Annotated in this window: 32 protein-coding genes and 1 tRNA gene; 8 read left to right on the top strand and 25 right to left on the bottom strand. The window is 64.3% G+C overall.

Going from position 1 to position 26,978, the window contains the following annotated elements:
* Positions 1-59 precede the first annotated feature (59 nt).
* The 5 genes from ASE28_RS22660 to ASE28_RS22640 all read left to right on the top strand — a co-directional run bounded on the left by ASE28_RS22660 (position 60) and on the right by ASE28_RS22640 (position 6,312).
* Positions 60-2,243, top strand: a complete 2,184-nt coding sequence (locus ASE28_RS22660) for a TonB-dependent siderophore receptor (RefSeq protein WP_082608213.1) — start codon at positions 60-62, stop codon at positions 2,241-2,243.
* A gap of 20 nt (positions 2,244-2,263) precedes the next feature.
* Entirely contained in the window at positions 2,264-3,004 is a 741-nt protein-coding gene (locus ASE28_RS22655) for an ABC transporter ATP-binding protein (protein WP_057268687.1), read from the top strand.
* Positions 3,001-4,428: a DUF3526 domain-containing protein gene (locus tag ASE28_RS22650; RefSeq protein WP_057268560.1), complete on the top strand. Its 1,428-nt coding sequence runs from the start codon at positions 3,001-3,003 to the stop codon at positions 4,426-4,428. Before ASE28_RS22655 ends, ASE28_RS22650 begins: the two co-directional genes overlap by 4 nt.
* Entirely contained in the window at positions 4,425-5,789 is a 1,365-nt protein-coding gene (locus ASE28_RS22645) for a DUF3526 domain-containing protein (RefSeq protein ID WP_235516194.1), read from the top strand. Before ASE28_RS22650 ends, ASE28_RS22645 begins: the two co-directional genes overlap by 4 nt.
* 127 nt (positions 5,790-5,916) lie before the next feature.
* Positions 5,917-6,312, top strand: coding sequence for a 4-oxalocrotonate tautomerase family protein (locus tag ASE28_RS22640; protein ID WP_057268559.1), 396 nt, complete (start codon positions 5,917-5,919; stop codon positions 6,310-6,312).
* A gap of 116 nt (positions 6,313-6,428) precedes the next feature.
* Here ASE28_RS22640 and ASE28_RS22635 read toward each other — a convergent pair.
* The 25 genes from ASE28_RS22635 to ASE28_RS22515 all read right to left on the bottom strand — a co-directional run bounded on the left by ASE28_RS22635 (position 6,429) and on the right by ASE28_RS22515 (position 23,578).
* Positions 6,429-6,505 (bottom strand) — tRNA-Met (locus tag ASE28_RS22635).
* Positions 6,506-6,525: 20 nt separating this feature from the next.
* Positions 6,526-6,924, bottom strand: a complete 399-nt coding sequence (gene rplQ / locus ASE28_RS22630; protein ID WP_057203970.1) for a 50S ribosomal protein L17 — start codon at positions 6,922-6,924, stop codon at positions 6,526-6,528.
* Positions 6,925-7,097: 173 nt separating this feature from the next.
* A complete protein-coding gene (rpoA, locus tag ASE28_RS22625; RefSeq protein WP_007861735.1) occupies positions 7,098-8,090 on the bottom strand; it encodes a DNA-directed RNA polymerase subunit alpha in 993 nt (330 codons plus the stop codon).
* A gap of 116 nt (positions 8,091-8,206) precedes the next feature.
* Entirely contained in the window at positions 8,207-8,830 is a 624-nt protein-coding gene (gene rpsD, locus ASE28_RS22620; protein WP_057203969.1) for a 30S ribosomal protein S4, read from the bottom strand.
* A 90-nt stretch (positions 8,831-8,920) separates the two neighbouring features.
* A complete protein-coding gene (gene rpsK / locus ASE28_RS22615) occupies positions 8,921-9,325 on the bottom strand; it encodes a 30S ribosomal protein S11 (protein WP_005793662.1) in 405 nt (134 codons plus the stop codon).
* Between the two features lie 18 nt (positions 9,326-9,343).
* The gene (rpsM, locus tag ASE28_RS22610; RefSeq protein WP_008906516.1) at positions 9,344-9,709 is read right to left on the bottom strand and encodes a 30S ribosomal protein S13; all 366 of its coding nucleotides are present in this window, start codon (positions 9,707-9,709) and stop codon (positions 9,344-9,346) included.
* Between the two features lie 23 nt (positions 9,710-9,732).
* On the bottom strand, positions 9,733-9,846 hold the full coding sequence (rpmJ, locus tag ASE28_RS22605) for a 50S ribosomal protein L36 (RefSeq protein WP_057203968.1): 114 nt from the start codon (positions 9,844-9,846) through the stop codon (positions 9,733-9,735).
* A gap of 145 nt (positions 9,847-9,991) precedes the next feature.
* Positions 9,992-11,311 (bottom strand): preprotein translocase subunit SecY, encoded by a 1,320-nt coding sequence (secY, locus tag ASE28_RS22600; protein ID WP_057203967.1) that lies wholly within the window; start codon positions 11,309-11,311, stop codon positions 9,992-9,994.
* Positions 11,312-11,335: 24 nt separating this feature from the next.
* The gene (gene rplO, locus ASE28_RS22595) at positions 11,336-11,767 is read right to left on the bottom strand and encodes a 50S ribosomal protein L15 (RefSeq protein WP_057203966.1); all 432 of its coding nucleotides are present in this window, start codon (positions 11,765-11,767) and stop codon (positions 11,336-11,338) included.
* A 10-nt stretch (positions 11,768-11,777) separates the two neighbouring features.
* Positions 11,778-11,960 carry a 50S ribosomal protein L30 gene (rpmD, locus tag ASE28_RS22590; RefSeq protein ID WP_007861725.1) on the bottom strand — a complete coding sequence of 61 codons (183 nt, stop codon included), beginning with the start codon at positions 11,958-11,960 and terminating at the stop codon, positions 11,778-11,780.
* Positions 11,961-11,973: 13 nt separating this feature from the next.
* Positions 11,974-12,492 (bottom strand): 30S ribosomal protein S5, encoded by a 519-nt coding sequence (gene rpsE / locus ASE28_RS22585; RefSeq protein ID WP_057203965.1) that lies wholly within the window; start codon positions 12,490-12,492, stop codon positions 11,974-11,976.
* Between the two features lie 17 nt (positions 12,493-12,509).
* Positions 12,510-12,875, bottom strand: a complete 366-nt coding sequence (rplR, locus tag ASE28_RS22580) for a 50S ribosomal protein L18 (RefSeq protein ID WP_007861721.1) — start codon at positions 12,873-12,875, stop codon at positions 12,510-12,512.
* Positions 12,876-12,886: 11 nt separating this feature from the next.
* Positions 12,887-13,420: a 50S ribosomal protein L6 gene (gene rplF, locus ASE28_RS22575; RefSeq protein WP_057203964.1), complete on the bottom strand. Its 534-nt coding sequence runs from the start codon at positions 13,418-13,420 to the stop codon at positions 12,887-12,889.
* A 25-nt stretch (positions 13,421-13,445) separates the two neighbouring features.
* Positions 13,446-13,841, bottom strand: coding sequence for a 30S ribosomal protein S8 (rpsH, locus tag ASE28_RS22570; RefSeq protein WP_057203963.1), 396 nt, complete (start codon positions 13,839-13,841; stop codon positions 13,446-13,448).
* 20 nt (positions 13,842-13,861) lie between these two features.
* Complete coding sequence (gene rpsN / locus ASE28_RS22565) at positions 13,862-14,167, bottom strand: 30S ribosomal protein S14 (RefSeq protein ID WP_007861712.1); 306 nt, start codon at positions 14,165-14,167, stop codon at positions 13,862-13,864.
* An 8-nt stretch (positions 14,168-14,175) separates the two neighbouring features.
* Positions 14,176-14,715 carry a 50S ribosomal protein L5 gene (rplE, locus tag ASE28_RS22560; RefSeq protein WP_057203962.1) on the bottom strand — a complete coding sequence of 180 codons (540 nt, stop codon included), beginning with the start codon at positions 14,713-14,715 and terminating at the stop codon, positions 14,176-14,178.
* Positions 14,716-14,724: 9 nt separating this feature from the next.
* Entirely contained in the window at positions 14,725-15,045 is a 321-nt protein-coding gene (gene rplX, locus ASE28_RS22555) for a 50S ribosomal protein L24 (RefSeq protein WP_057203961.1), read from the bottom strand.
* A 9-nt stretch (positions 15,046-15,054) separates the two neighbouring features.
* The gene (rplN, locus tag ASE28_RS22550) at positions 15,055-15,423 is read right to left on the bottom strand and encodes a 50S ribosomal protein L14 (protein WP_057203960.1); all 369 of its coding nucleotides are present in this window, start codon (positions 15,421-15,423) and stop codon (positions 15,055-15,057) included.
* A gap of 194 nt (positions 15,424-15,617) precedes the next feature.
* Complete coding sequence (locus tag ASE28_RS22545; RefSeq protein WP_057268558.1) at positions 15,618-17,210, bottom strand: glycerol-3-phosphate dehydrogenase/oxidase; 1,593 nt, start codon at positions 17,208-17,210, stop codon at positions 15,618-15,620.
* A gap of 177 nt (positions 17,211-17,387) precedes the next feature.
* Positions 17,388-19,118 (bottom strand): ABC transporter substrate-binding protein, encoded by a 1,731-nt coding sequence (locus ASE28_RS22540; protein ID WP_057268557.1) that lies wholly within the window; start codon positions 19,116-19,118, stop codon positions 17,388-17,390.
* A gap of 101 nt (positions 19,119-19,219) precedes the next feature.
* The gene (locus tag ASE28_RS22535) at positions 19,220-19,528 is read right to left on the bottom strand and encodes a DUF2160 domain-containing protein (RefSeq protein ID WP_057203957.1); all 309 of its coding nucleotides are present in this window, start codon (positions 19,526-19,528) and stop codon (positions 19,220-19,222) included.
* A gap of 12 nt (positions 19,529-19,540) precedes the next feature.
* The gene (locus ASE28_RS22530) at positions 19,541-20,353 is read right to left on the bottom strand and encodes a carbohydrate ABC transporter permease (RefSeq protein WP_057268556.1); all 813 of its coding nucleotides are present in this window, start codon (positions 20,351-20,353) and stop codon (positions 19,541-19,543) included.
* Positions 20,346-21,242, bottom strand: a complete 897-nt coding sequence (locus ASE28_RS22525) for a carbohydrate ABC transporter permease (protein ID WP_057203955.1) — start codon at positions 21,240-21,242, stop codon at positions 20,346-20,348. The genes ASE28_RS22530 and ASE28_RS22525 overlap by 8 nt, the downstream gene beginning before the upstream one ends.
* Positions 21,239-22,330, bottom strand: coding sequence for an ABC transporter ATP-binding protein (locus tag ASE28_RS22520; RefSeq protein ID WP_057268555.1), 1,092 nt, complete (start codon positions 22,328-22,330; stop codon positions 21,239-21,241). The genes ASE28_RS22525 and ASE28_RS22520 overlap by 4 nt, the downstream gene beginning before the upstream one ends.
* A 171-nt stretch (positions 22,331-22,501) precedes the next feature.
* The gene (locus tag ASE28_RS22515) at positions 22,502-23,578 is read right to left on the bottom strand and encodes an ABC transporter ATP-binding protein (protein WP_057268554.1); all 1,077 of its coding nucleotides are present in this window, start codon (positions 23,576-23,578) and stop codon (positions 22,502-22,504) included.
* 202 nt (positions 23,579-23,780) lie between these two features.
* Between ASE28_RS22515 and ASE28_RS22510 the strand changes: the two genes are divergently transcribed.
* From ASE28_RS22510 to proC, 3 genes are all read left to right on the top strand, one after another.
* Positions 23,781-24,545: a DeoR/GlpR family DNA-binding transcription regulator gene (locus tag ASE28_RS22510; RefSeq protein WP_057268553.1), complete on the top strand. Its 765-nt coding sequence runs from the start codon at positions 23,781-23,783 to the stop codon at positions 24,543-24,545.
* A 16-nt stretch (positions 24,546-24,561) separates the two neighbouring features.
* A complete protein-coding gene (glpK, locus tag ASE28_RS22505; protein WP_057268685.1) occupies positions 24,562-26,055 on the top strand; it encodes a glycerol kinase GlpK in 1,494 nt (497 codons plus the stop codon).
* Between the two features lie 76 nt (positions 26,056-26,131).
* Complete coding sequence (gene proC, locus ASE28_RS22500; protein WP_057268552.1) at positions 26,132-26,968, top strand: pyrroline-5-carboxylate reductase; 837 nt, start codon at positions 26,132-26,134, stop codon at positions 26,966-26,968.
* Positions 26,969-26,978: the final 10 nt, after the last annotated feature.

The following is a 26,978-nucleotide window of genomic DNA, read 5'->3' as shown; positions in this document are numbered from 1 at the left end:
GTAACCGCGCCTGCACGCAGCAGGCATGCGCGCGAGACCTGCCCCTTCGAATGCCCTTCATGACCACCGCCACGCTTCGCACGGGTATTTCCGTGCCCGTTTTCCTCCACCTGCGCCCCCACCCTTTGGCATGGGCCATTGCTTGCGCGCTGGTTGCTCCGGTCTTCGCGCAGACTGCACCGCCCCCCGTGGCCCAGGCGCCTGGGCAGCTGTCCACCGTCGAGATCGTGGGCCGCACAGAGTCCGGGGCATACCACGCCGATGAAGCGGCCGGAGCCAAGTCGGACCTGCCGCTGCGCGAGCTGCCGCAGTCGGTGCGCATCGTGACGCGCCAGGCCATCGACGACCTGGGCGCCACCAAGCTCGACGACGTGCTCGACTATGTCGGCGGCGTATCGCGGCAGAACAACTTTGGCGGCCTGTGGGACAACATCGCCATCCGCGGCCTGCCGGGCAACGAGAACACCGGCATGGCCACGCTGCTCAACGGCTTCTCGTCCAACCGCGGCTTCAACGCACCGCGCGACCTGGCGGGGGTGGAGCGCATCGAGTTTCTCAAGGGCACTGCTGCCGCGCTGTACGGCAGCAGCGAGCCGGGCGGCACGCTCAACATCGTCTCCAAGCGCCCGCTGTGGAAAGCGGCCCACTCCGTGGAAGGCTACGTGGGCAGCTATGCGCTCAAGCGCGGCGCCTTCGACAGCACGGGCCCCATTGGCGAGAACTTCGCCTACCGCCTCAACGTGGCGGTGGAAGACCGTGACAGCTTTCGCGACCAGGTGACGGCACGGCGCGAAGTGGTGGCGCCCGCCTTCACCTGGAAGCTGGGCCGCGACACGGTGCTGGAATATGCCGGCGAGGTGCTGCGCCAGGCAACGCCCCTCGACCGCGGCGTGGTCGCGGTGAACAACCAGCTGGGCGCCATTCCCCGCAACCGCTTCCTGGGCGAACCGGCCGACGGCAAGGTGGCGGTGGAGAACCAGACTCACCAGTTCATCCTGTCGCATGAATGGAACCCCACCTGGCGCAGCCGGTTCGGCCTGGCGTACCGCGAAACTTCGGTGAATGGTTTCTCCACCGAAGCCACCGCCTTGCAGGCCAATGGCAGTTTGACGCGGCAGCGCCGCTTTCGCGATTTCGAGTCTGACGACATCGCGCTCCAGGCCGAGTTACAAGGCAACCTGAAAACAGGGGCCATCGAGCACGAACTGCTGCTGGGAGTGGAGAGCTTTCGCTTCCACATGGATTCGCTGATGCTGAGGGCGAACCCCACCACCACGGCGCCGTATGCGATCAACATCTGCAACCCGGTCTACGGCCAGGCCCAGCCCACGCCGACAGCCAACACCGACACGCTGGAGCACCAGCGCAATACGGCGTTCTACCTGCAGGATGCGATCAGGCTGGCGCCCGACTGGCGGCTCGTGGCGGGCGTGCGCATGGACAACTACCGCCAGTCCCTGGAGAACCGCCGGACCCGCGCCACGGCCAGCCAGGAACCCTCTTCCACCTCGCCGCGTGTCGGCCTGAGCTGGTTGCCAACCCCCCAGTGGACGGTGTATGCCAATGCGGGCCGTTCCTTCCGCCCGAACGTCGGCTCGGACGTGGCGACCCGTGCATTCGAACCGGAGACGGGCCGGGCTCTGGAACTGGGCACCAAGTGGGAAAGCGCGGACAAGCGCATGGGCGCCACTGCGGCTCTGTTCGATATCCGCAAGCGCAACGTGCTCACGGCCGACCCACTGAACAGCGGCTTTTCGGCCGCTGCTGGCGAGATCCGCAGCCGGGGCCTGGAATTTGACCTGGCGGGCCAGGTGACGACGCACTGGCGGGTCAACGCGAGCATGGTGTTCAACGACGTGGAGATCACGAAGGACAACACCCTGGAAGTGGGTGGCCGCCTGCTCAACGTGCCCAAGGTCAACGGCAGCGTACTGGCGGTGTACGAGGACATGCTGGGCAATGGGCAGCGCTACGGCGTGGGCGGCGGCGTTACCCACGTGGGCCAGCGCCTGGGCCAGGCGCGCACGCAAGGCGAGGCCACCGCAGGCACGCCGGCCTTCGACCTGCCCGCCTACACCACGGCTAAGCTGGTCGCGTACTGGCGCCTGTCGCCCACGCTGCGGCTGACGCTGGACGTGGACAACCTTTTTGACAAGACCTACTACACCAGCTCCTACAGCCGCGTGTGGGTGACCCCGGGCACAGCCCGCACGGTCACCATGGGCCTGCAGGCGAAGTTCTGAACACGATGGGCATGACGACCATGGCAGACCACCATCTCCCAGAACCTGTACTGCAGGCCCGCGCCGTCACGGCCAGCTACGGCGGCCGCACCATCCTGCAGGGCCTGGACCTGCAGGTGAACCGGGGTGAAATCTACGCCCTGCTGGGCTCCAACGGTGCGGGCAAGACGACCACGCTGAGCCTGTTCCTGGGCTTTCTTGCGCCCACTGCGGGCAGCCTGCGCGTGCACGGCACCGACCCGGTGGCCGACCCGGACGCGGCGCGCAGGCAACTGGCCTACATCCCCGAGAACGTCGCACTCTACGAGCACCTGAGCGCCCGCGAGAACGTGGCCTACCTGCTGGACCTGGCGGGCCAACCCGAGGGCGCGCAGGCCATTGACCAGGCACTGCGGGCCGCCGGGCTCGCCGCTGCGGCCCACGGCCAGCGCGTGGCGGGTTTTTCCAAAGGCATGCGCCAGAAGGTGGCGATTGCACTGGCACTGGCACGCAAGGTGCCGGCGCTGCTGCTGGACGAGCCCACCTCGGGCCTGGACCCGCAGGCCACTGCCGAGTTCAACCGGTTGCTGGCGCTGCTGCGCTCGCAGGGCGTGGCGGTGCTGATGGTGACGCACGACCTGCTGAGCGCAGCCGACGTGGCCGACCGCATCGGCTTCATCGATGCCGGGCGCCTGGTCGAGGAAGTGGCGGCCAGTGGCGACGAGCGCTTTGACGTGCGCGCCCTGCACCGGCGCTACGCCACGCCGGGAGCCACGGCATGAGCCGCGCCGTCACCCGCATCGCGCGCGAGGAGTGGCGCCTGATGCTGCGCGACCGCGTGGCCGTGCTGGGCCTGGCGCTGCTCACAGTGCTGACCCTGGTGGCCTCGCTCACGGCCTGGGAATCGCGCCGCGCAGCCGATGCCGAGCGCGCCCGCTACCAGGCGCAGGCCAACCAGGAGTTCGAGGCCCAGCCTGACCGCCACCCGCACCGCATGGTGCACTACGGACACTTCGTGTTCCGGCCGCTGAACCCGCTGGCGGCATTCGACGCGGGCATCGATGCCTACACCGGGCACACGCTGTTCCTGGAGGGTCACCGCCAGAACAGCGCCAACTTCGGCGATGTGCGCCAGTCGTCCCTGCTGCTGCGCTTCGGCCAGCTCACGCCGGCCTTCGTGCTGCAGGTGCTGGCGCCGCTGCTGCTGGTGTTCCTGGGCCACGCATCCCTGGCACGCGAGCGCGAGTCGGGTACCTTGCGCATCTTGCTGGCGCAGGGCGTGCGACCGGGCCAGATCGTGCGCGGCAAGCTGCTGGCACTGGCCGGCGCGGCGGCACTGGCCCTGCTGCCCGCCGCCCTGGCGCTGGCCTGGATGGGTGCGCTCTCGCAACCCCTGCGCTCGGCAGCGCTGCTGGCGGGCCATGCACTCTGGCTGCTGCTGTGGGCGCTGGCGGTGGTGGGGCTTTCCGCGCTGTTTGCGCGGCGGCGCGATGCCTTGCTGTGCCTGCTTGCCCTGTGGACGGTCACCGTGATCCTGGTGCCGCGGCTGGCGGCAGATACGGCCGCCTATGCCCACGGGCTGCCCACCCGCCTGGAGAGCGACATTGCCGTGGCGCGCGACCTCGCCGCCATGGGTGACAGCCACAACCCCGACGATCCGTACTTCGCGGGCTTCCGCCAGAAGGTACTGGCGCAGTATGGCGTCGCCAGGGTCGAGGACCTGCCCGTCAACTACAAAGGCCTGCTCGGCATGGAAGGCGAACGCATGACCAGCGAGCTCTTCAACCGCTATGCCGCCGATTCCTTCGACCAGCAGGGGCGGCAGAGCGCCTGGATGGACCGGGCCGGCCTGCTCAGCCCGTTGCTGGCCCTGCGGCGGGTGTCGATGGCCACGGCGGGCACCGACCTGGCCAGCTACCGGCGCTTTCTGGAGCAGGGGGAGCACTACCGCTACACACTGATCCAGTCGCTCAACCGCCTGCAGGCGGAGAAGATCCGCTATGCCGATGACCGCAACCCCACCCGGCAGAACCGCGTGGACCGCACGCACTGGCACGACACTGCGCATTTCCAGTACCTGCCTGCCACACCGTCGGCCGTGCTGCAGTCGGTGCTGCCTGCCGCAGCCACGCTGCTGGCCTGGCTGGCAGCACTGCTGGCGCTGCTGGCCTTCAGCGCGCAGCGCCTGGGAAGGAGCACCCGATGATGCGCTGGCTTGCCCATGAATGGCGGCTGGTCTGCCGCTCACGCCTGTGCCTGTGGGCCCTGGTGCTGCTGTGCCTGCTGTCCGCCGTGTCCCTGGTATCGGGCGCGCGCGAGGTGGCCCGCCAGCAGGCCCACATCGCACGCCTGGCGCCGCTGCACGAGCGGGACGTGCAGGCCGTGGCCAGCCGCTTTGCCAAAGGCGGCGATGCGGGTTATGCGGCCTACTACACGTTCTACGACACGCAGGACCCGCCTTCGAGCGCCGCCTTCCTGGCCCTGGGCCTGCGCGACGTGGCGCCCTATGTGCTGCGCGTGCGCGCCCTGGGGCTGCAGGCCCAGCTTTACGAGGGGGAGACCTTCAACCCCGAACTCGCGCTCGCAGGGCGTTTCGACTTCGCGTTCGTGCTGATCTACCTGGCGCCGCTGTTCATCATTGCGCTGCTGCATGACCTGGTGTCGGGCGAGCGCCAGTCGGGCCGGTTGCGCACGCTGCTGGCCATGCCGGGGGCGGGTACGCGGCTGTGGCTGCGCCGCGCGGGCCTGCGCACGGCGCTGGCCATCGCCAGCCTGGCCCTGCCGCTGCTGGCAGCCGCAGCCGTGCTGCCCATCGGCATGGCGGCCCTGGCAGGAGCGCTGGCCGTGGTGGTGGTCTACGCGGCCTTCTGGGGCACCGTGTGCGTGCTGGTGGCCGCCCGGCCCTGGAGCTCCACCGCGCATGCCACCGCGCTGATGGGCTGCTGGGTGGTGCTCACCCTGGTGTTGCCCACGCTGGCGCAGATGGCCATCACGCGCAGCATTCCCGTGGGCCAGGGCGTGGACCTGATGCTCGTGCAACGCCAGAACGTGCACGGCGCCTGGGACCAGCCGCGCGATGCCACGATGCACAAGTTCTTCAAGACCCACCCCGAGTGGAAGGACACAGCCGCCCTGCCGGTGCAGTTCCACTGGAAGTGGTACTACGCTTTCCAGCAACTGGGCGACGAGAGCGTGGCCGGCGAGGTCAGTGCCTACCGCAGCGGGCTCACGCGCCGCCAGCATTGGACGGAACGCCTGGGCTGGCTGCTGCCCGGTGTGGCGGCCCAGGGCGCACTGCACGGGCTGGCGCGCAGCGACCTGCCAGCCCAGCTGCGCTACCAGGAGCGCATAGAAACCTTCCACAGGGAAGTGCGGGAGTTCTACTACCCCTATGTCTTCAACGAGCGCCCTTTCGGCCCCGCAGACTTTGCCCGCCGACCCCGCTTCTCGGCCGTGGCGCTCGCCCCCTCAATGCCGCTGGCGCCGCTGGTGGCCATGCTGGCCTGGGTGCTGTGCCTGGGTGGCCTGTGCGCCCGCGCATTGAAGCGGGTACAGGCATCGGCCTGAACATCGGCGGGGCGGCTTTGCACGCGCTGCAAAGCCGCTTCCCGCGGGCCGCCGTGTCCGAAAACAGGGCCGAAAACTACAGTGGAGGCACCAACAACCCGCCACCACTGACCAGGAGTTTTCCACCATGCCCATCATCAACGTCAAGGTCTCTGCCGAACGCTCGGCCGCCCTTTCGCAGCGCATCTCGGACACGCTGCTCGAATTGACCACCCGCATCCTGGGCAAGAACCCCAAGATCACGGCGGTCACCGTCTCCTACGTGCATCCCGAGGACTGGATCGTGGGCGGCAGCAGCCTCGCAGCACAGGGCAAGCGCAGCGTGTACCTGGACATCAAGGTGGTCGACGAGACCAACACCAAGGCCGAGAAGGCGCGCTACATCGCCGAAGTGTTCGCCGCATTCCAGGGGCTGCTGGGCGAATTGCACGAAGAAAGCTACATCTACGTGCAGGATGTGCGCGCCACGGCCTATGGCTATGGCGGCAAGACACAGGAGTTTCGCCACCAGCATCCCCAGTGACCGCCTGCGGATGGCCAGCCAGGGGGCTTTCAAGGATGGAAGCCCCGACAAAACCGGCCCAGAAACAAAAAAGCCCACTATCAAGTGGGCTTTTTTGAAGCGGCTAACCGCTATATTGGTTGCGGGAGGAGGATTTGAACCTCCGACCTTTGGGTTATGAGCCCAACGAGCTACCAGACTGCTCCATCCCGCGGCAAGATTGAATTATATACCTTATTCTGCGGCTGCGGCCGAAGAATTTTCAGTTTTTTCATCGCCACGGTCGACCAATTCAACCAGGGCCATGGGCGCATTGTCGCCAACGCGGAAACCCATCTTCAGGATGCGGGTGTAACCACCGGGACGCGCGTTGAAGCGGGGGCCCAGGTCGTTGAACAGCTTGGTGACGCTGTCACGGTCGCGCAGGCGGTTGAAAGCCAGGCGGCGGTTGGCGACGGTGTCGACCTTGGCCAGGGTGATCATGGGCTCGATCACGCGGCGCAGTTCCTTGGCCTTGGGAACGGTGGTCTTGATGACTTCGTGCTCGATGATCGAGTTCATCATGTTCTGCAGCATCGCAAGGCGGTGCGAGCTGGTGCGATTGAGTTTGCGGAGTCCGTGTCCGTGGCGCATGGTGCTTTCCTTCTACTGTCTATGTAATTAAATCGGGCAGCCGTATCAGGTACTGCGCGAGGCACTGTTGTTCCCTCGGGGGGGAACGAAAAGTCCCCCTTACGGCAAGACCGCGGGGGACTCTGGAAACCAGGGTCCCTCTTTCGGGGAACCCGGGATTATAGCGGTTTTGATTAACGCTTGTCCAGACCGGCTGGTGGCCAGTTCTCAAGCTTCATGCCAAGCGTGAGACCACGCGATGCGAGCACTTCCTTGATTTCGTTGAGCGACTTGCGGCCCAGGTTAGGCGTCTTGAGCAGCTCGTTCTCGGTGCGCTGGATCAGGTCACCGATGTAATAGATGTTCTCGGCCTTCAGGCAATTGGCAGAACGCACGGTCAGCTCCAGCTCGTCCACAGGGCGCAGCAGGATCGGATCGAACGTGGCATTGCCGCGTGGGCCTGCAGGTGCGTCGAACGCAGCCAGCTCGCCACCTTCCAGCTGTGCGAACACAGCCAGCTGCTCCACCAGGATCTTGGCCGATGCACGCACTGCGTCTTCGGCAGTGATGGCACCGTTGGTCTCGATCTCGACGACCAGCTTGTCCAGGTCGGTACGCTGCTCCACACGGGCGCTTTCCACGGTGTAGCTCACACGCTTCACAGGGGAGAACGAGGCGTCCAGCACGATGCGGCCAATCGACTTGGTCGATTCGTCGGCATAGCGGCGCAGGTTGCCCGGCACGTAGCCACGGCCCTTTTCCACCTTGATCTGCATGTCCAGCTTGCCACCGGCCGACAGCGTGGCAATCACGTGGTCGGGGTTGACGATCTCGACGTCATGGGGCGTCTGGATGTCGCGCGCGGTCACCACGCCTTCACCATCCTTGCGCAGGCTCAGCGTGACTTCGTCACGGTTGTGCAGCTTGAACACCACGCCCTTGAGGTTCAGCAGGATGTTGACCACATCTTCCTGAACGCCGTCAATGGACGAGTACTCATGCAGAACGCCTGCAATGGTGACTTCCGTCGCTGCGTAACCCACCATGGACGAGAGCAGGACGCGCCGAATGGCGTTGCCCAGCGTATGGCCGTAGCCACGCTCGAACGGCTCCAGCGCGACCTTGGCACGGTTGTGGCCAAGCTGCTCGACATTGATCGCCTTGGGTTTCAGCAAATTGGTTTGCATTCAGACTTCCTCTCAATACCCCCAGCTCGTTACACCGGTAAGGCTGGTGAAGCGCCTAAACCGCGATGCCTCGCGGTTCAGGTACGGTTTTCTCGAAATGTGATTCGAACTAGCGATTAGCGCGAATACAACTCAACGATCAGCGATTCGTTGATGTCGGCGCCGAACTCGTCGCGGTCAGGCACCTTCTTGAACACGCCTTCTGCCTTCTCGGCATTGACGTCCACCCAGGCGGGCATGCCGACCTGTGCAGCCAGTTGCAGTGCTTCGACGATGCGGTTCTGCTTCTTGGACTTTTCGCGCACGGCCACGACATCGCCGACCTTGACCAGGTACGAGGGGATGTTGACGGGCTTGCCGTTCACGGTGATGGCGCAATGCGACACCAGCTGACGGGCTTCTGCACGCGTGGAGCCAAAGCCCATGCGGTACACGACGTTGTCCAGACGCGATTCCAGCAGGAACAGCAGGTTGGCGCCGGTGTTGCCCTTGCGGCCATCAGCGGTCTCGAAGTAGCGGCGGAACTGCTTTTCCAGAATGCCGTACATGCGCTTGACCTTCTGCTTTTCGCGCAGTTGCAGGCCATAGTCGGACGTGCGGGCACCGGAGGTGCGGCCGTGCTGACCAGGCTTGGAGTCGAACTTGCACTTGTCCGCAATGGAGCGACGTGCGCTCTTGAGGAACAGGTCGGTGCCTTCACGGCGGGAGAGTTTGGCCTTGGGGCCGAGGTAACGTGCCACTTGAACTTCCTTTTTGTCATCTACCGCAAACCATTGCGGGAGCCGCCTGTGTCGCTCTCGCGTACGCAGGCGGCGGTGGGCTTGTGAAAATTAGATACGACGGCGCTTTTGAGGGCGGCAGCCGTTGTGCGGGACTGGCGTCACGTCGGAGATCGACGTGATGCGGATGCCCAGGGCACCCAGTGCGCGCACCGAGGATTCGCGACCAGGACCTGGGCCCTTGATCTCGACGTCCAGGTTCTTGATGCCTTGGTCAATGGCGGCGCGGCCAGCCACTTCCGAAGCCACCTGGGCAGCGAAAGGCGTGGATTTGCGCGAGCCCTTGAAGCCCTGGCCACCCGACGATGCCCACGACAGGGCATTGCCCTGGCGGTCCGTGATCGTGATGATCGTGTTGTTGAACGACGCATGCACGTGGGCAATGCCGTCCGACACGTTCTTGCGAACCTTCTTGCGAACGCGCTGTGCTGCGTTATTGGCTGGAGACTTGGCCATATTGATCTTTCAATCTCTTTATTTCTTCAGTGCAGCAGCACCCTTGCGCGGACCCTTGCGGGTGCGGGCATTGGTGCGGGTACGCTGACCACGCATCGGCAGACCACGACGATGGCGGAAACCACGGTAGCAGCCAATGTCCATCAAGCGCTTGATGTTCATGGTGGTTTCGCGGCGCAGATCACCTTCAATGGTGAATTGCTCGATCTGCTCACGAATTTTTTCCAGGTCGCCGTCCGTCAGATCCTTGATCTTCTTGGAGTAAGCGATTCCGGTTGCTTCGCAAATCTTGCGAGCGCGAGTCCGACCAATGCCAAAAATGGCGGTCAGACCGATTTCCGCGTGCTTGTGGGGCGGAATGTTAATGCCAGCGATACGTGCCATATGCGTCCTCTAATACTTTCCAATCAACCCTGGCGCTGCTTGTGACGCAGTTCCGTGCAGATCACGCGCACCACACCTTTGCGGCGGATGATCTTGCAGTTGCGGCAGATTTTTTTGACCGAAGCCGAAACTCTCATTGCATTCTCCTAAAACTTTTGCATCCGTCCCGGCATCTTGCACGGAACACAATTTGTGCCCGCGACAAACATCGTGGGGCGCCAACTAAACCAAACCTTGCATTCAGGAAACCAACCGCGGAAAGCGCCTGGCCACCGTCACCCGTCAACCGCCCTGATTGCCTTTGAAATTGGCTTTCTTGAGCAGCGACTCATACTGTTGCGACATCATGTAGTTCTGGACCTGGGCCATGAAGTCCATGGTCACCACCACAATGATCAACAGCGAAGTTCCACCAAAGTAAAACGGTACGTTGTACTTCAGAATCAAGAACTCGGGCAGCAGGCAGACGAAGGTGATGTAAACCGCCCCCGCCAGTGTCAGTCGCACAAGAATCTTGTCGATATAGCGGGCCGTCTGCTCACCAGGACGAATCCCGGGAATGAACGCACCGCTCTTCTTCAGGTTGTCTGCCGTTTCACGGCTGTTGAAGACCAGCGCCGTGTAGAAGAAGCAGAAGAAGATGATCGCAGCAGCATAGAACATCACATACACCGGCTGACCAGGCGTCAGGGCAGAAGAGATGTCGCGCAACCAGCGCATCGACTCACCGGCACTGAACCAGTTCACCACGGTGGCTGGCAGCAGGATGATGGACGACGCGAAGATGGGAGGAATCACACCTGCCATGTTCAGCTTCAAGGGCAGGTGCGACGATTGTCCACCATACACCTTGTTCCCCACCTGCCGGCGCGCATAGTTCACCAGGATCTTGCGCTGACCACGTTCCACGAACACCACGAAGTAAGTCACCGCAGCGACCACCAGCACGATGAAGATAGCTGCCAGAATGCTCATCGCACCTGTGCGCACCAGCTCCAGCAGGCCACCGATGGAGCTTGGCAGACCGGCCGCGATACCTGCAAAGATCAGGATCGAGATACCGTTGCCAAGACCACGTTCCGTGATCTGCTCACCGAGCCACATCAGGAACATGGTGCCTGCCGTCAGGCTGACCATGGCCGTGATGCGAAAACCCATGCCAGGGCTCAGCACCAAGCCGGCCGAGCTCTCCAGCGCCACGGCAATGCCGAGCGACTGGAAAATGGCCAAGCCCAGCGTGCCGTAGCGCGTGTACTGGGTGATCTTCCTGCGGCCGGACTCGCCTTCCTTCTTGAGCTGTTCAAACGTCGGGACCACGTAGGTCATCAGTTGCATGATGATCGATGCCGAGATGTACGGCATGATCCCCAGTGCAAAGACGGTAAAGCGCGAGAGCGCTCCACCCGAGAACATGTTGAACAGGTTCAGGATGCCGCCTTGCTGGCCGCTGAATAACTGCTGAAGTTGGGCTGGGTCGATACCAGGCACCGGGATATGAGCCCCGATGCGGTAAACGATCAGCGCAAGCAACAGAAAAACCAGGCGACGACGCAGGTCGCCGAACTTGCCGGTTTTTGCAATTTGAGCCGCGCTAGTTGCCACAGGTGCCTTCTTTCAGAACCAAAATCAGGCCAGGCTGCCGCCAGCAGCTTCGATAGCCGCCTTGGCACCCGCTGTAGCGCCAACACCCGTCAGCTTGACAGCCTTGGTGAGCGTACCGGTCTTGATGACCTTGACCACCTTGGCCAGCTCGCCGATCAGGCCGGCTTGCTTCAAGGCAAGCACGTCCACTTCGGCCAGGCCCAGCTTTTCCAGGTCGGTCAGGTTGACTTCGGCATTGAACTGCAGCAGGTGCGACTTGAAGCCGCGCTTTGGCAGGCGACGTTGCAAAGGCATTTGACCGCCTTCGAAACCCACCTTGTGGTAGCCGCCTGCGCGGGACTTCTGACCCTTGTGACCACGGCCAGCGGTCTTGCCCAGACCGGAGCCGATACCGCGGCCTACACGGCGCTTGGCATGCTTGGCGCCGTCTGCGGGCTTGATGCTATTGAGTTCCATGATCTATCTCTCAGAGGACTTTGACCAGATAGCTGATCTTGTTAATCATGCCGCGCACTTCGGGCGAGTCCTGCAGTTCGCTGACGCTGTTCAGCTTGCGCAGACCCAGGCCACGGACGGTGGCGCGGTGCGATTCCTTGGTGCCGATAGGGCTGCGCACCAGTTGAATCTTGACGGTTTGTTGCGTAGTCATTTACAGCTTCCAATCAGGCGAAGATGTCTTCGACCGTTTTGCCGCGCTTGGCTGCCACTTGCGAAGGCGTCGTGGAGTTCACCAGTGCGTCAAAAGTAGCGCGGACCATGTTGTAGGGGTTGGACGAACCATGGCTCTTGGCCACGATGTCGGTCACGCCCAACACTTCGAAGACAGCGCGCATGGGGCCGCCAGCGATGATGCCGGTACCCTTGGGGGCCGGTGCCATCATCACATGTGCAGCGCCGTGGTGGCCAGTCACCTGGTGGAAGATCGTGCCGTGCTTCAGCGTGACCTTCACCATGTTGCGACGGGCTTCTTCCATCGCCTTTTGCACGGCAGCAGGCACTTCCTTGGACTTGCCCTTGCCCATGCCCACGCGGCCGTCACCGTCGCCGACCACAGTCAGTGCGGCGAAACCGAGGATACGGCCACCCTTCACGACTTTGGTGACGCGGTTGACCGCGATCATTTTTTCGCGCAGACCGTCGTCACGACCTTCGTCTTGCACTTTGGGTTGAAATTTAGCCATTTTGTATTCCGCTCCGCTTAGAACTGCAGGCCAGCTTCACGGGCTGCGTCGGCCAGAGCCTTGACGCGACCGTGGTAGGCAAAGCCTGAGCGATCAAATGCAACCTTCTCAACGCCAGCAGCCTTTGCCTTTTCAGCAATGCGCTTGCCGATGGCCGTGGCTGCAGCGGCATTGCCGCCCTTGCCCGAACCACCGAGTTCCTTGCGGACGTCGGCTTCTGCGGTGGAGGCGCTTGCCAACACCTTGCTGCCGTCGCCGGAAATGACGCTGGCATAAATATGGAGATTCGTGCGGTTCACGGTCAGACGGGCCACGCCTTGCTGTGCAATGCGGATACGGGTCTGGCGCGAACGACGAAGACGCTGCTCTTTCTTGGTCAACATGTTGCAGCTCCTTACTTCTTCTTGGTCTCTTTGATCGTGATCTTCTCGTCCGCATAGCGGATGCCCTTGCCCTTGTAGGGCTCGGGTGGACGAACAGCACGGATCTCAGCGGCAATTTGGCCAACGCGTTGGCGGTCGGCACCCTTCACAACCACTTCCGTGGGGGTGGGGGTGGCCACCGTGATGCCAGCGGGCATCTCGATGTTGACCGGGTGCGAATAACCGACAGCCAGGTTGAGCTTGGCGCCGGAGGCGGCGGCCTTGTAGCCCACGCCGATCAGGGTCAGCTTCTTCTCGAAACCCTTGCTCACGCCCACAACCATGTTGTTGACGAGTTGGCGGATCGTGCCGCTCATGGCATTGGCTTCGCGAGAATCGTTGACAGGCTCAAAGCTGAGCTTGCCGTCGTTGCTCGACACCTTCACCAGCACGTTTTGCGCCAGCGACAGAACACCACCAGTACCCTTGACAGAGATCTGGTCGGCTTTAACGGACACATCCACGCCAGCGGGGATGGTCACGGGCATTTTTCCTACTCGGGACATTTCAGTTTCTCCTCAATGTCGCGGGTTAGGCCACGTAGCAGAGCACTTCGCCACCGACACCGGTAGCGCGCGCCTTGCGATCGGTCATCACGCCCTTGGGGGTGGTGACAATTGCCACACCAAGACCGTTCTGGACTTGCGGGATGGAATCGTAGCCTTTGTAGACACGCAGGCCAGGGCGGCTGACGCGCTCGATGCGCTCAATCACCGGGCGACCTGCGTAGTACTTCAGGGCGATTTCGAGTTCGGACTTGCCGGATTCGGTCTTGACCTGGAATCCGTCGATATAACCCTCGTCCTTCAGCACCTGGGCGATGGCAATCTTCACTTTGGAAGAAGGCACCAGAACCGTGGCTTTGGCGACCATCTGTGCATTACGGATGCGGGTCAGCAAGTCAGCGATAGGATCACTCATGCTCATGTTGTAATTCTCCTGCCTGCTTACCAGCTGGCCTTGGTGACACCGGGGATGTCGCCTGCAAAAGCCAGTTCACGGATCTTGGCGCGGGCCAGACCGAATTGACGGAAGGTACCGCGCGGACGACCGGTGATTTCGCAACGGTTGCGCTGGCGCGTGGGGTTCGCATTGCGGGGAAGCTTCTGCAGGCCCAGGCGGGCTGCATCACGCTCTTCGTCGCTGCGCTTGGCGTCACCGGCAATCGCCTTCAGTTCCGCATACTTCGTTGCGTACTTGGCGGCCAGTTTTTCGCGCTTCAGTTCGCGCTGGATCAAAGCTACTTTAGCCATACCCTGCCTCAGTTCTTGAACGGGAAACGGAAACCAGCGAGAAGAGCCTTGGCTTCTTCGTCGGACGTGGCCGTCGTGGTGATGCTGATATTGAGACCACGCAAGGCGTCAACCTTGTCGTATTCAATTTCAGGGAAAATGATCTGTTCCTTGACGCCGATGTTGTAGTTGCCACGGCCGTCGAAAGCGCGACCGGAGATACCACGGAAGTCACGAACGCGGGGCAGAGCCACGGTCACGAAACGGTCCAGGAACTCATACATCTGCACGCCACGCAGCGTGACCATGCAACCGATGGCCTGGCCTTCGCGGATCTTGAAACCGGCGATAGCTTTCTTGGCCTTGGTGACCACGGGCTTTTGACCAGCGATCTTGGTCAGGTCCGCCACGGCGTTGTCCATCACCTTCTTGTCCGAGACTGCCTCGCTCACACCCATGTTGAGCGTGATCTTGGTCAGACGGGGAACCTGCATGGGCGAGGTGTAGCCGAACTGTTTGATCAGTTCGGGAGCGATCTTGTCGCGGTAGATTTCTTGGAGTCGTGCCATGTTTGCCCCTTAGGCCACCTTGATTTCAGCGCCGCTGGACTTGTACACGCGAATGCGTGCGCCGTCTGCCTGCACCTTGATGCCCACACGATCAGCCTTGCCGGTAGCCGCATTGAAGATGGCTACGTTGGACTGGTGAATAGGCATGGACTTTTCAACGATGCCGCCCGTCGTACCCTTCATGGGGTTCGGCTTGGCGTGCTTCTTGACGACGTTGATACCGTCGATCAGCACATAGGAATCGTCCTTGCGCGACGACACCGTGCCGCGCTTGCCCTTGTCGCGCCCTGTCAGCACGATGATTTCGTCGCCCTTGCGAATCTTGTTCATGGCGCGTCCTTAGAGAACTTCAGGAGCCAGGGACACGATCTTCATGAACTTTTCGTTACGCAGTTCACGCGTCACGGGTCCAAAGATGCGGGTGCCGATAGGCTCCAACTTTGCATTCAGCAACACTGCTGCGTTGCCGTCGAATTTGACGAGCGAGCCATCACCGCGGCGGATACCCTTTGCGGTGCGAACGACCACTGCGCTGTAAACCTCGCCTTTTTTGACGCGGCCACGCGGAGCGGCTTCTTTGATGCTCACTTTGATGATGTCGCCAACGCTTGCATAGCGACGCTTCGAGCCACCCAGCACCTTGATGCAAAGGACGGACTTGGCGCCGGTATTGTCGGCAACCTCTAACCGAGATTCTGTCTGGATCATTTCAATATTCCCAACTTGCACCAGAAGACCACGGCCCCAGAGAACTTCTCAAGGGCTGCAGATCAGCCAGTCAGTCTTGGGCCCGTCGTCCGAACCGCAAACCATTTGCAGCACTTCCCGCTGGGCAGAAACTTCACGTAGGAAACGCGAAGCCCTCGATTATTGCCAAAGCACAAGGCGAAGTCAAGTGCCTATCACACTGGCGCGTGCAAATATTGCTCGGCAAGTGACAAAAACGCATCCAGTTGTGGATCGGCGCCCAGTTCCTCCTGCAGGAGGGCCGCCACCGCAGGGGCGCTGGCGATGGCCTGGCGGGCGTCCAGGAACAGCATGCGCGAGCGGCGGGCCAGCACATCCTCGACCGTGCAGGCGTACTCGAAGCGTGCGGCAAAGCGCACCATGGCCTCGGTCAGGCCGCCACCCAGGTCCACCCCTGGGCCCGGCAGCGCCTGCACGCACGAGGCCTCACCCCCGTAGGAATGCAAGCCCTGGGCGTCGCTGATGCGGTGGCGCACCGACTCGGCGGGCGTGCCCACCAGGGGCAGGCGGTTGGTGACGCCGGCGGCCGTCTCCGGCAGCAGGCCTACGGTGAAGCATTTTTGCAACACGTCCTCGGCCATGGCGCGGTAGGTCGTCCATTTGCCTCCGGTCACGGTCACCAGGCCGCTCTTGCTGGCCAGCACGGTGTGCTCGCGGCTGATCTTCTTGGTGTTGTCACCGTCGTCGTCCTGCGGCTTGACCAGGGGGCGCAGGCCCACCCAGATGCTGCGGATGTCGGCCACCTTGGGGGCCCGGGTGAGGTAGCGGGCCGCCTCGTCGAGGATGAAGGCCACCTCTTCCTTGAAGGCCAGGGGCTCGCGCACCACGTCCTGGCGCGGGCTGTCGGTGGTGCCCAAAATGAGCTTGCCCAGCCACGGCACGGCAAACAGCACCCGGCCGTCGGCCGTCTTGGGCACCATCAGGGCATGGTCGGAGGGCAGGAATTCGCGGTCCACCACGATGTGCACGCCCTGGCTGGGCGCCACGATGGGCTTGACAGGGCGGCCGATGGCGTCGCCATCCATCTGGCGCAGGGCATCCACCCAGACACCGGTGGCGTTGACCACGGCCTTGGCGCGCACGGTGAACTGGCGGCCGCTGGCGCTGTCTTCGCAGACGAAGCCGGCCACCTTGCCGTTGTCATGGACCAGCGAGGTCGCCGGGCAGTAATTGACCAGCAGCGCACCCTTGGCGGCCGCCGTGCGGGCCAGGGCCAGCGCCAGGCGGGCATCGTCGAACTGGCCATCCCAGTACTTCACGCCGCCCTTGAGTCCGTCCTGGCGGGCGTTGGGCAGGCATTGCAGCGTCTTGGCGCGGCCCAGGAACTGGGTGGACCCCAGGCCCGCCTTGCCGGCCAGGGCGTCGTACATCATCAGGCCGATGCCGTAGAACGGCGTCTCCCACACCTTGTAGGACGGCATGACGAAGGCCAGGGGCTGGGCCAGGTGGGGGGCGTTGTTGAGCAGCGTCGTGCGCTCGTGCAGGGCCTCGCGCACCAGCGCGATGTTCCCCTGGGCCAGGTAGCGCACGCCTCCGTGCACCAGTTTGGTGGCACGCGAGGAGGTTCCCTTGGCAAAATCGTGCGAATCGACCAGCACCACGCTGAAGCCCCGGGCCGCCGCGTCCAGCGCCACACCGAGGCCCGTCGCCCCGCCCCCGATCACGGCCAGGTCGTACTGGTGCGGCGCGGCAAGGCGGTCAAGGAGGTCGGAGCGCCGCGTGGGCAGGGGAGCGAAAGCGTGGGTCATAGGTGCTGATTGTCCACAGGCACGGGGGCTGGGCTAGGGTAAACCCTGAATTCTTGACACCTGCGGGGCGGATTGGCCTGGTGGGCCTCCCGAGCCCGCAGGTGCGGAGGAGAAAAAATGGCGGCCGGCCGTCTATGGATAGATGGACAGAGGACCGGCCGCCAGAGGCCTGGGCGCTCAGCGCGCCTTGCCGTCCTTCCAAGCCTGCAGCAGCTTGTCGTAGGCAATGGTTTCGCCCTTCGGCTTCTCATTGGCCAGCTTGGCCCAAGGGGCCTGCTTGTCGCTCAGCCACTTGGTGGGTGCGCTCTTGGGGTTGAGCTTGGGCGCGCAGTGGGCCATGCCGGCGCGCTCCAGGCGGGCCATCACCTGGTCCATCTCGTCGGCCAGCGTGTCCATGGCGCCCTGGGGGGTCTTTTCACCCGTGACGGCCTGGGCCACGTTCTTCCACCACAGCTGGGCCAGCTTGGGGTAGTCGGGCACGTTGGTGCCGGTGGGCGACCATGCGACGCGGGCCGGGCTGCGGTAGAACTCCACCAGGCCACCGAGCTTGGGGGCAGCGTCCGTCATGGCCTTGGACTGGATGTCGCTTTCGCGTATCGGCGTCAGGCCCACCAGGGTCTTCTTGAGCGAGGTGGTCTTGGCCGTCACGAACTGGGCGTAGAGCCAGGCTGCAGCGGTCTTGTTGGCGTCATGGCCCTTGAAGAAGGACCACGAGCCCACGTCCTGGTAGCCGTTCTGCATGCCCTGCTTCCAGTACGGGCCGTTCGGGCCGGGGGCCATGCGCCACTTGGGCGTGCCGTCGGCGTTCACCACGGGCAGGCCGGGCTTGACCATGTCGGCCGTGAAGGCGGTGTACCAGAAGATCTGCTGGGCGATCTGGCCCTGGGCCGGCACGGGGCCGGCTTCGCCGAAGGTCATGCCCGTGGCTTCCTTGGGCGCGTACTTCTTCATCCAGTCCACGTACTTGGTCAGCGCGTAGACGGCGGCGGGCGAATTGGTCGCGCCGCCGCGGGCCACCGAGGCGCCCACGGGCGTGCACTTGTCGTCGGCCACGCGGATGCCCCATTCGTCGATCGGCAGGCCATTGGGCGCGCCGATGTCGGCCGTGCCGGCCATGGACAGCCAGGCATCGGTGAAGCGCCAGCCCAGCGACGGGTCCTTCTTGCCGTAGTCCATGTGGCCATAGATGGCCTTGCCATCGATGGTCTTCACGTCGTTGGTGAAGAACTCGGCGATGTCCTCGTAGGCGCTCCAGTTGAGCGGCACGCCAAGGTCGTAGCCGTACTTGGCCTTGAACTTGTCCTTGATGTCCTTGCGGTCAAACAAGTCGGCGCGGAACCAGTAGAGGTTGGCGAACTGCTGGTCGGGCAACTGGTAGAGCTTGCCATCGGGCGCCGTGGTGAACTTGGTGCCGATGAAGTCCTTGAGATCCAGACCGGGGTTGGTCCACTCCTTGCCGTCGCCTGCCATGTAGTCGGTCAGGTTCATCATCTTGCCGTAGCGGTAGTGGGTACCGATCAGGTCCGAGTCGGAAATCCAGCCGTCATAGATCGACTTGCCCGACTGCATCGAGGTCTGCAGCTTCTCGACCACGTCGCCTTCCTGGATCAGGTCGTGCTTGACCTTGATGCCCGTGATCTCCTCGAAGGCCTTGGCCAGGGTCTTGGATTCGTATTCGTGGGTGGTGATGGTCTCGGAGACCACGGAGATCTCCTTGACCCCCTTGCCCTGGAGCTTCTTGGCAGCATCGATGAACCACTTCATCTCGGCCATCTGCTGGTCCTTGCTCAGCGTGGAAGGCTGGAACTCACTGTCGACCCACTTCTTGGCTTCGGCCTCGCCCGCCATGGCCGACTGCCCGGTCACGACTGCTACCGCCAGTGCCAGCGCTGTATACCGCGTCTTCATAGTGCCTGTCTCCTCATAGTCATCTCCCCATTGGATACACAAGGGTCGCCCGGCTCCGGGGAAGGTTTGAGCCGTGCAACGGGAACATTTCCAGGGCGCCTTCAGCCTTTGCGCATGATCAGGCCGAGCAGCAGCATGGACAGCACGAAGCTGAACCAGATCGACGGGTCCTCGCCCAGCTCAAACCACTGCGCGAGCTTGCCGCTCACGCCCACGAAGATCAGGTTCACGTAGGCCGCCGACAGCAGCCCGATGAACAGGCGGTCGCCGCGCGTTGTTTCCAGGGGCAGAAAGCCCTTGCGCATCGTGGTGGGGGACTTGAACTCCCACACCGCCATGCCAGCCAGCATCAGCACGATGCACGTGAAGAACACCGCCACCGGCAGGGTCCAGGCCATCCACTCGAACATGGCAGCTCCTTCTTAAACGCGGCCCATCGCGAAACCCTTCGCGATGTAGTGCCGCACAAACCAGATCACGATGGCGCCCGGTACGATGGTGAGCACGCCGGCCGCGGCCAGTGTTGCCCAGTCCATGCCCGAGGCGCTCACGGTGCGCGTCATGGTGGCCACGATGGGCTTGGCGTTCACACTGGTCAGCGTGCGCGCCAGCAGCAGCTCCACCCAGCTGAACATGAAGCAGAAGAACGCTGCCACGCCCACGCCGGCCTTGATCAGAGGCAGGAAGATGGTCACGAAGAAGCGCGGGAAGCTGTAGCCGTCGATGTAGGCGGTCTCGTCGATCTCGCGCGGGATGCCGCTCATGAAGCCCTCCAGGATCCACACCGCCAACGGCACGTTGAACAACAGGTGGGCCAGCGCGACGGCGATGTGTGTGTCCATCAGCCCCACCGTGGTGTACAGCTGAAAGAAGGGCAGCAGAAACACGGCAGGCGGCGTCATGCGGTTGGTCAGCAGCCAGAAGAACACATGCTTGTCGCCCATGAACTGGTAGCGCGAGAAGGCATAGGCTGCCGGCAGCGCCACGGTGAGCGAGATCACCGTGTTGATGCCCACGTAGATCAGGCTGTTGATGTAGCCCGAGTACCAGGATTCGTCGGTGAAAATGGTCCTGTAGTTGTCCCAGGTGAAGTGCTGGGGAAAGAACGAAAACGAGGACAGGATCTCCGCATTCGTCTTGAAGCTCATGTTGATCATCCAGTAGATGGGCAACACGGCGAAAATCAGATAGGCGATCAGGAACAGCGACCGCTTGTGGAAGCGTTTTTCATTCATGGCCGGCCCCTTCGTTGCTGGCGGTGCCTACGCGCTGCATCCAGTTGTAGAGGATGAAGCACAGAAGCAGGATGATGAAGAAGTAGATCAGCGAGAACGCCGCCGCCGGGCCCAGATCGAACTGGCCCACGGCCTTCGTCGTCAGGTACTGGCTCAGGAAGGTGGTGGCATTGCCCGGCCCGCCGCCCGTGAGCACGAAGGGCTCGGTGTAGATCATGAAACTGTCCATGAAGCGCAGCAGCACCGCGATCATCAGCACGCCGCGCATCTTGGGCAACTGGATGTAGCGGAACACCGCGAACTTGCTGGCCCCGTCGATGCGCGCCGCCTGGTAGTAGGCGTCGGGAATGGAGCGCAGCCCGGCGAAGGCCAGCAGCGCCACCAGCGGAGTCCAGTGCCACACGTCCATCAGCAGCACCGTGAGCCAGGCCTGCGTGGCATTGCCGGTGTAGCTGTACTCGATGCCGATCTCCTGCAGCATGCGGCCCATGAGCCCGATGTCGGCGCGGCCGTAGATCTGCCAGATGGTGCCCACCACGTTCCAGGGGATCAGCAGCGACAGGGCCACCACCACCAGCACGGCCGACGACTTCCAGCCCTGCGCGGGCATGGACAGCGCCAGCATGATGCCCAGCGGAATCTCCACCGCCAGCACTGCCAGCGAAAAGGTGATCTGGCGCCACAGCGCGGCGTGCAGCTCCTCGTCGCGCATCACGGCGGCAAACCATTCGGTGCCGACGAAAACGCGCCGCTCGGGCGAGATGATGTCCTGCACCGAGTAGTTCACCACCGTCATCAGTGGCAGGATGGCCGAGAAGGCCACGCAGATGATGACCGGCAGGATCAGGAACCAGGCCTTCTGGTTCACCGGCTTGGTCGTGGTGCTCATGGGGTGACCTCCGCAGCCAGCAATTGTTCGTTCTGGTAGAAGCAGGTGTGCGTTCCCAGCACCTGCAGCCACGCCGTGTCACCGGTCGATGGCAAGCGGGTCTCCGGCGCAAAGCGTGCCTTGAGCGTGTGCTCGCCCACCCGGGCGGTGAGCATCAGGTAGGTGCCGATGTCCTGCACCTGCACCACCGTGCAAGGCAAGGCGCCCGGCTGTTCTGGCTCGGCCAGGGCCAGGTACTCCGGCCGTATGCCCACCTGCAGGGCGCCTTCGGGCAGCGTGCGGCCCACGGGCGCCGACAGGCGGTGCCCGGCCACCGAGAGGTTGCTTCCATCGCGCTGCGCGGGCAGGAAGTTCATGCCCGGCGAGCCGATGAAATGGCCCACGAACACGTGCGCGGGGCGCTCGAACAGCGCATCGGCCGAGCCCACCTGCACGGCACGGCCGCGCGTCATCACCACCACCTGGTCGGCAAAGGTCAGCGCCTCGACCTGGTCGTGCGTCACGTAGATGAGCGTGAGCTTGAGCTCGTGGTGGATCTGCTTGAGCTTGCGGCGCAGCTGCCACTTCAGGTGCGGGTCGATCACCGTGAGCGGCTCGTCGAACAGCACGGCCGCCACGTCCGAGCGCACCAGGCCGCGGCCCAGCGAGATCTTCTGCTTGGCGTCGGCCGCCAGGCCCGCCGCGCGCTGGTTGAGCTGGCCACTCATCTCCAGCATCTCGGCGATCACGCCCACGCGCTGCTTGATCTGGTCTTCGGGCACCTTGCGGTTGCGCAGCGGGAAGGCCAGGTTCTCGGCCACCGTCATGGTGTCGTAGATCACGGGGAACTGGAACACCTGGGCGATGTTGCGCTCCTGCGGGCTGGCGCGTGTCACGTCACGGCCATCGAACAGCACCTTGCCATGCGAGGGCACGAGCAGGCCCGACATGATGTTGAGCATGGTCGTCTTGCCGCAGCCCGAGGGGCCGAGCAGGGCGTAGGCGCCGCCGTCCTCGAACTCCATTTTCAGGGGCAGCAGCGCGTAGTCGCCGTCCTGCTGCGGGTTGGGTTTGTAGGAATGCGCCAGGTCCAGGCGAATGTGTGCCATCTCAGTTCTCCATAGCGCAGCGCGCCACCCGCGGGCCACGAAACTGGCACAGCCAAGGCCAGTGCCCCCGTGCAAGGGCCGCCCCGCCGCACTGGGGGCGTCCCCCTCCCGAATCGCGCAGCGAGTCGAGAGAGGGGGAAGGCGCGAAGCGACTCAGGGGGTGCTTCATTTTCAACGCCCTCCCAGGCGCGCGGGCGCCCATACCAACCGGCCATCGACCCCGAACACATAGGCCTGCGCCGGGTCCAGGTGCAGCGCCAGGGGCGTTCCCAGTTCAAAGTAATGCACCCCGGTGAGCTGTGCCACCAGGTCGCCCCAGGGGGTGGAGGCATGCACGAAGGTGTCCGAGCCCGAGATCTCGGCCAGCTCCACCGTGCCGTTCACGCCCACATCGCCGGGGCGGGCCTGCACGCGCAGTGCGCTGGCGCGCACGCCGACGGTAACAGCGCCGGCCGCCGTACCCTCTGGCAGCGGGATGGCCAGCGTGGCCCCGCCTTGCAATTGCACGCCTTGCGCTGCCACGGTGGCCGCGATCAGGTTCATGGGCGGGTCGCTGAAGGCACGCGCCACGCGCAGCGAATTGGGGGCATGGAACACCTCGGCCGTGGGGCCATACTGCAGCAGGCGGCCTTCGTCGAGTACGGCGGTGTAGCCGCCCAGCAGCAGGGCCTCGCCCGGCTCGGTGGTGGCATAGACCACCGTGGATTGGCCGGCGGCGAACAGCTGGGTCAGCTCTTCACGCAGCTCTTCGCGCAGCTTGTAGTCCAGGTTCACCAGCGGCTCGTCGAGCAGCATCAGCGGCGCGCCCTTGGCCAGGGCCCGCGCCAGCGCCACACGCTGCTGCTGCCCGCCCGAGAGCTCGGCCGGGTAGCGGTCGAGGAACATCTCGATGTGCAGGCGGGCGGCGATCTCGCGCACCCGGGTGTCGATGTTCTTTTCGCCGCGCAGCTTGAGCGGCGAGGCGATGTTGTCCGCCACCTTCATCGAGGGGTAGTTGATGAACTGCTGGTAGACCATGGCCACGTTGCGCTCGCGCACCGGCACGCCGGTCACGTCCGCACCGTCCACCCGCACGGTGCCGGCGGTGGGCGTGTCGAGCCCGGCCATGATGCGCATCAGGCTGGTCTTGCCGGCTTGCGTGGCGCCCAGCAGCACCGTCACGGCGCCGCTGTGCAGCGCCATGCTCATGCCATGGAGCCAGGTCTGCGCCCCCACCCTCTTGCTGATGCTGTCCAGTGCCAGCTGCATCACGCATGCCTTTCCATAGTGCCCCTCGAGGGGCCTGTTGTGCCAAACCGCTGACGCAAGCGCACAGCGGTCGTTTGTTTTCGATTGCGTTCATTCTTGTTCTTTTGTGATCGTTTCAAATCAAGGTTTACCCTTAACGGGTTCCTTTTTGTTCCATTTAAAGTACATCCACTACTGGCGTCCTTCTTGCTGATCCATTCGCGTGAATACCAACCCCCGACAACTCCTGCTCCTTGAAGAAGTGCGCGCGCGCAAATCCGCCAGCGTCGAACAGCTGGCCGAGACCCTGGGCGTGACCCTGCAGACGGTGCGCCGCGACGTGCAGCGCCTGGCGGAATCGGGCCTGCTCACGCGCTTTCACGGCGGGGTGCGAGTGCCCAGCTCCACCGTGGAGAACCTGGCCCACACGCAGCGCGAAACCCTGCATGCCGAGGGCAAGGCGCGCATTGCACGCGCAGTGGCCGAGCAGGTACCCAACGACTGCTCGCTGATCCTGAACATCGGCACCACCACCGAAGCCATCGCGAAGGCGCTGCTGCACCACCGCGGCCTGCGCGTGATCACCAACAACCTGAATGTGGCCGCCATCCTGAGCGGCAACCCCGAATGCGAGGTGATCGTGGCCGGCGGGGTGGTGCGCACGCGCGACCGCGGCATCGTGGGCGAGGCGGCGGTGGACTTCATTCGCCAGTTCCGCGTGGACATCGCGCTCATCGGCATTTCGGGCATCGAGCCCGACGGCTCGCTGCGCGACTTCGACTACCGCGAGGTGAAGGTGGCGCAGACCATCATTGCCCAGTCGCGCGAGGTCTGGCTGGCGGCCGATCACAGCAAGTTCAACCGCCCGGCCATGGTGCAACTGGCCACCCTGCAGCAGATCGACCGGCTGTTCACCGATGCGCCGCCGCCCGAGCCCTTCCCTGTACTGCTCCAGGACGCCGAGGTGATCTGCACCGTGGCCGCCTGACTTATCCTTGTTTGCCATGACCTACCTGCTTGCACTCGACCAAGGCACTTCCAGCTCCCGCAGCATCGTCTTTGACGAGTTGGGCCACATCGTGGCCCAGGCCCAGCGCGAGCTGCCCCAGATCTACCCCCAGCCCGGCTGGGTGGAACACGACCCCATGGAGATCTGGCGCACCCAGCTGGCCACGGCCCGCGAGGCGTTGGAGAAGGCGAACCTCCAGGCCAGCGCCATCCGCGCCGTGGGCATCACCAACCAGCGCGAGACAACCGTGCTGTGGAACCGCCAGACCGGCCAGCCCGTGCACCATGCCATCGTCTGGCAGGACCGCCGGGCCGAGCCGGCCTGCGCCGCGCTGCGCGAGCAAGGCAAGGCCGGGACCATCCAGGCCAAGACCGGCCTGCTGATCGATGCCTATTTTTCAGGCACCAAGCTGCAGTGGCTGCTGGACCACGTGCCCGGCGCACGCGACCAGGCCGAGCGCGGCGAGCTGGCCTTCGGCACGGTGGACAGCTGGCTCATGTGGCAGCTCACGCATGGCGAGGTGCATGTGACCGATGTGAGCAATGCCTCGCGGACCATGCTGTTCAACGTGCACACCAACCAGTGGGACGATGAGCTGCTGGCGCTGCTGCGCATTCCCAAATCGCTGATGCCCAGCGTGCAGCCATCGAGCTCGCATTTCTGCGACGTGGCCCCCGACCTGCTGGGCCACGCCATCCGCGTGGGCGGCGTGGCAGGCGACCAGCAGAGCGCGCTGTTCGGTCAGGCCTGCTTTGGCGCGGGCATGGCCAAGAACACCTATGGCACGGGCTGCTTCATGCTCATGCACACGGGCACCACCTTCCAGACCTCGCAGAACGGCCTGCTCACCACCAGCGCGGCCCAGGCCAGCGCACAGACCGAGTTCGCCATGGAAGGCAGTGTCTTCGTCGGCGGCGCCGTGGTTCAGTGGCTGCGCGACGGCCTGCGCGCCATCTCCACCAGCGGCGAGGTCGAGTCGCTCGCCCAGAGCGTGCCCGACTCGGGCGGCGTGATGATGGTGCCGGCCTTCACCGGCCTGGGCGCCCCGTACTGGAAGCCCGATGCGCGCGGCACCATCACCGGCCTCACGCGCGGCTCCACCCTGGGCCACATCGCGCGCGCCGCGCTCGAAAGCATCGCCTACCAGAGCGCCGCCCTGCTGCTGGCCATGAGCCGCGACGCCGTGGCCGCCGGAGGCGCCCCGGTGAGCGAGCTGCGCGTGGATGGCGGGGCCTGCATCAACGACCTGCTGATGCAGTTCCAGGCCGACCTGCTGGGCATCCCCGTGGTGCGCCCCGCCGTGATCGAGACCACCGCCCTGGGTGCTGCCTATCTTGCAGGCCTGTCGAGCGGCGTGTACGGCAGCACGACCGAGCTCTCGCAGCTGTGGCGGGCCGAACGGCGCTTCGTGCCCACTCTGGGCAAGGCGCGCGCGCAGGAACTCATGGAGCGCTGGGAGCTGGCCGTGCGCCAGGCCACACTGGAATGAAGGCCCCGGAGTTCGGCGGGGCGGCTACCATCATGCCCCTGCCGTTCCCTTGTCTTCGTTCTTCCGACTGCACACCATGAGCCAGACCACCGCACCCTCATCCCTTCCCGTGATCGCCTTCATCGGCGGCGGCAACATGGCCAGCGCCATCATCGGCGGCCTGATCCGCCAGGGGCACCCGGCCAGCCAGATCGAGGTGGTCGAGCCCTGGGCCGAGGCGCGGGGCGCCTTGCTCAAGAACTATGGTCTGGAGGCCCAGCCCGAGGCTGGCCCGGCCCTGCAGCGCGCCCGCATCGTGGTCTGGGCCGTGAAGCCCCAGACGTTCAAGGACGCGGCTGCCCAGACCCGCGCGCACACAGAGGACGCCCTGCACCTGAGCGTGGCCGCCGGCATCCGCTCGGACAGCATCGCCCAGTGGCTCGGCAGCGAGCGCGTGGTGCGCACCATGCCCAACACCCCGGCCCTGGTGGGCAAGGGCATGAGCGCGCTGTATGCCCGCCCCGGCGTATCGCAGGCCGAGCGCGAGAGCGTGCAGGCCATCATGGCCACCACCGGCGAGTACCTGTGGGTGGACAGCGAAAAGCAGCTCGATGCCGTGACGGCCCTGTCGGGCTCGGGCCCGGCCTATGTCTTTTACTTCCTGGAAGCCATGGCGCGCGCGGGCACGGCCATGGGACTGTCTGCGGAGCAGGCGCACCAGCTGGCCGTGGGCACCTTCGTGGGCGCCTCGGAGCTGGCGCGCCGCTCCGACGAGTCACCGGCCGTGCTGCGCCAGCGCGTCACGTCCAAGGGCGGCACCACCTATGCAGCCCTGCAGTCCATGGAAAAGGATGGCGTGGGCGAGGCCTTCGAGCGCGCGATGAAAGCCGCCGAGCAGCGCGCCCACGAACTGGGCAACGAGTTCGGGGCCTGAGCCCCGGAGA

The organism is Acidovorax sp. Root219, assembly GCF_001428665.1.
Taxonomy (GTDB): Bacteria; Pseudomonadota; Gammaproteobacteria; order Burkholderiales; family Burkholderiaceae_C; genus Acidovorax.
This window is presented reverse-complemented; position numbering and strand designations above follow the sequence as displayed.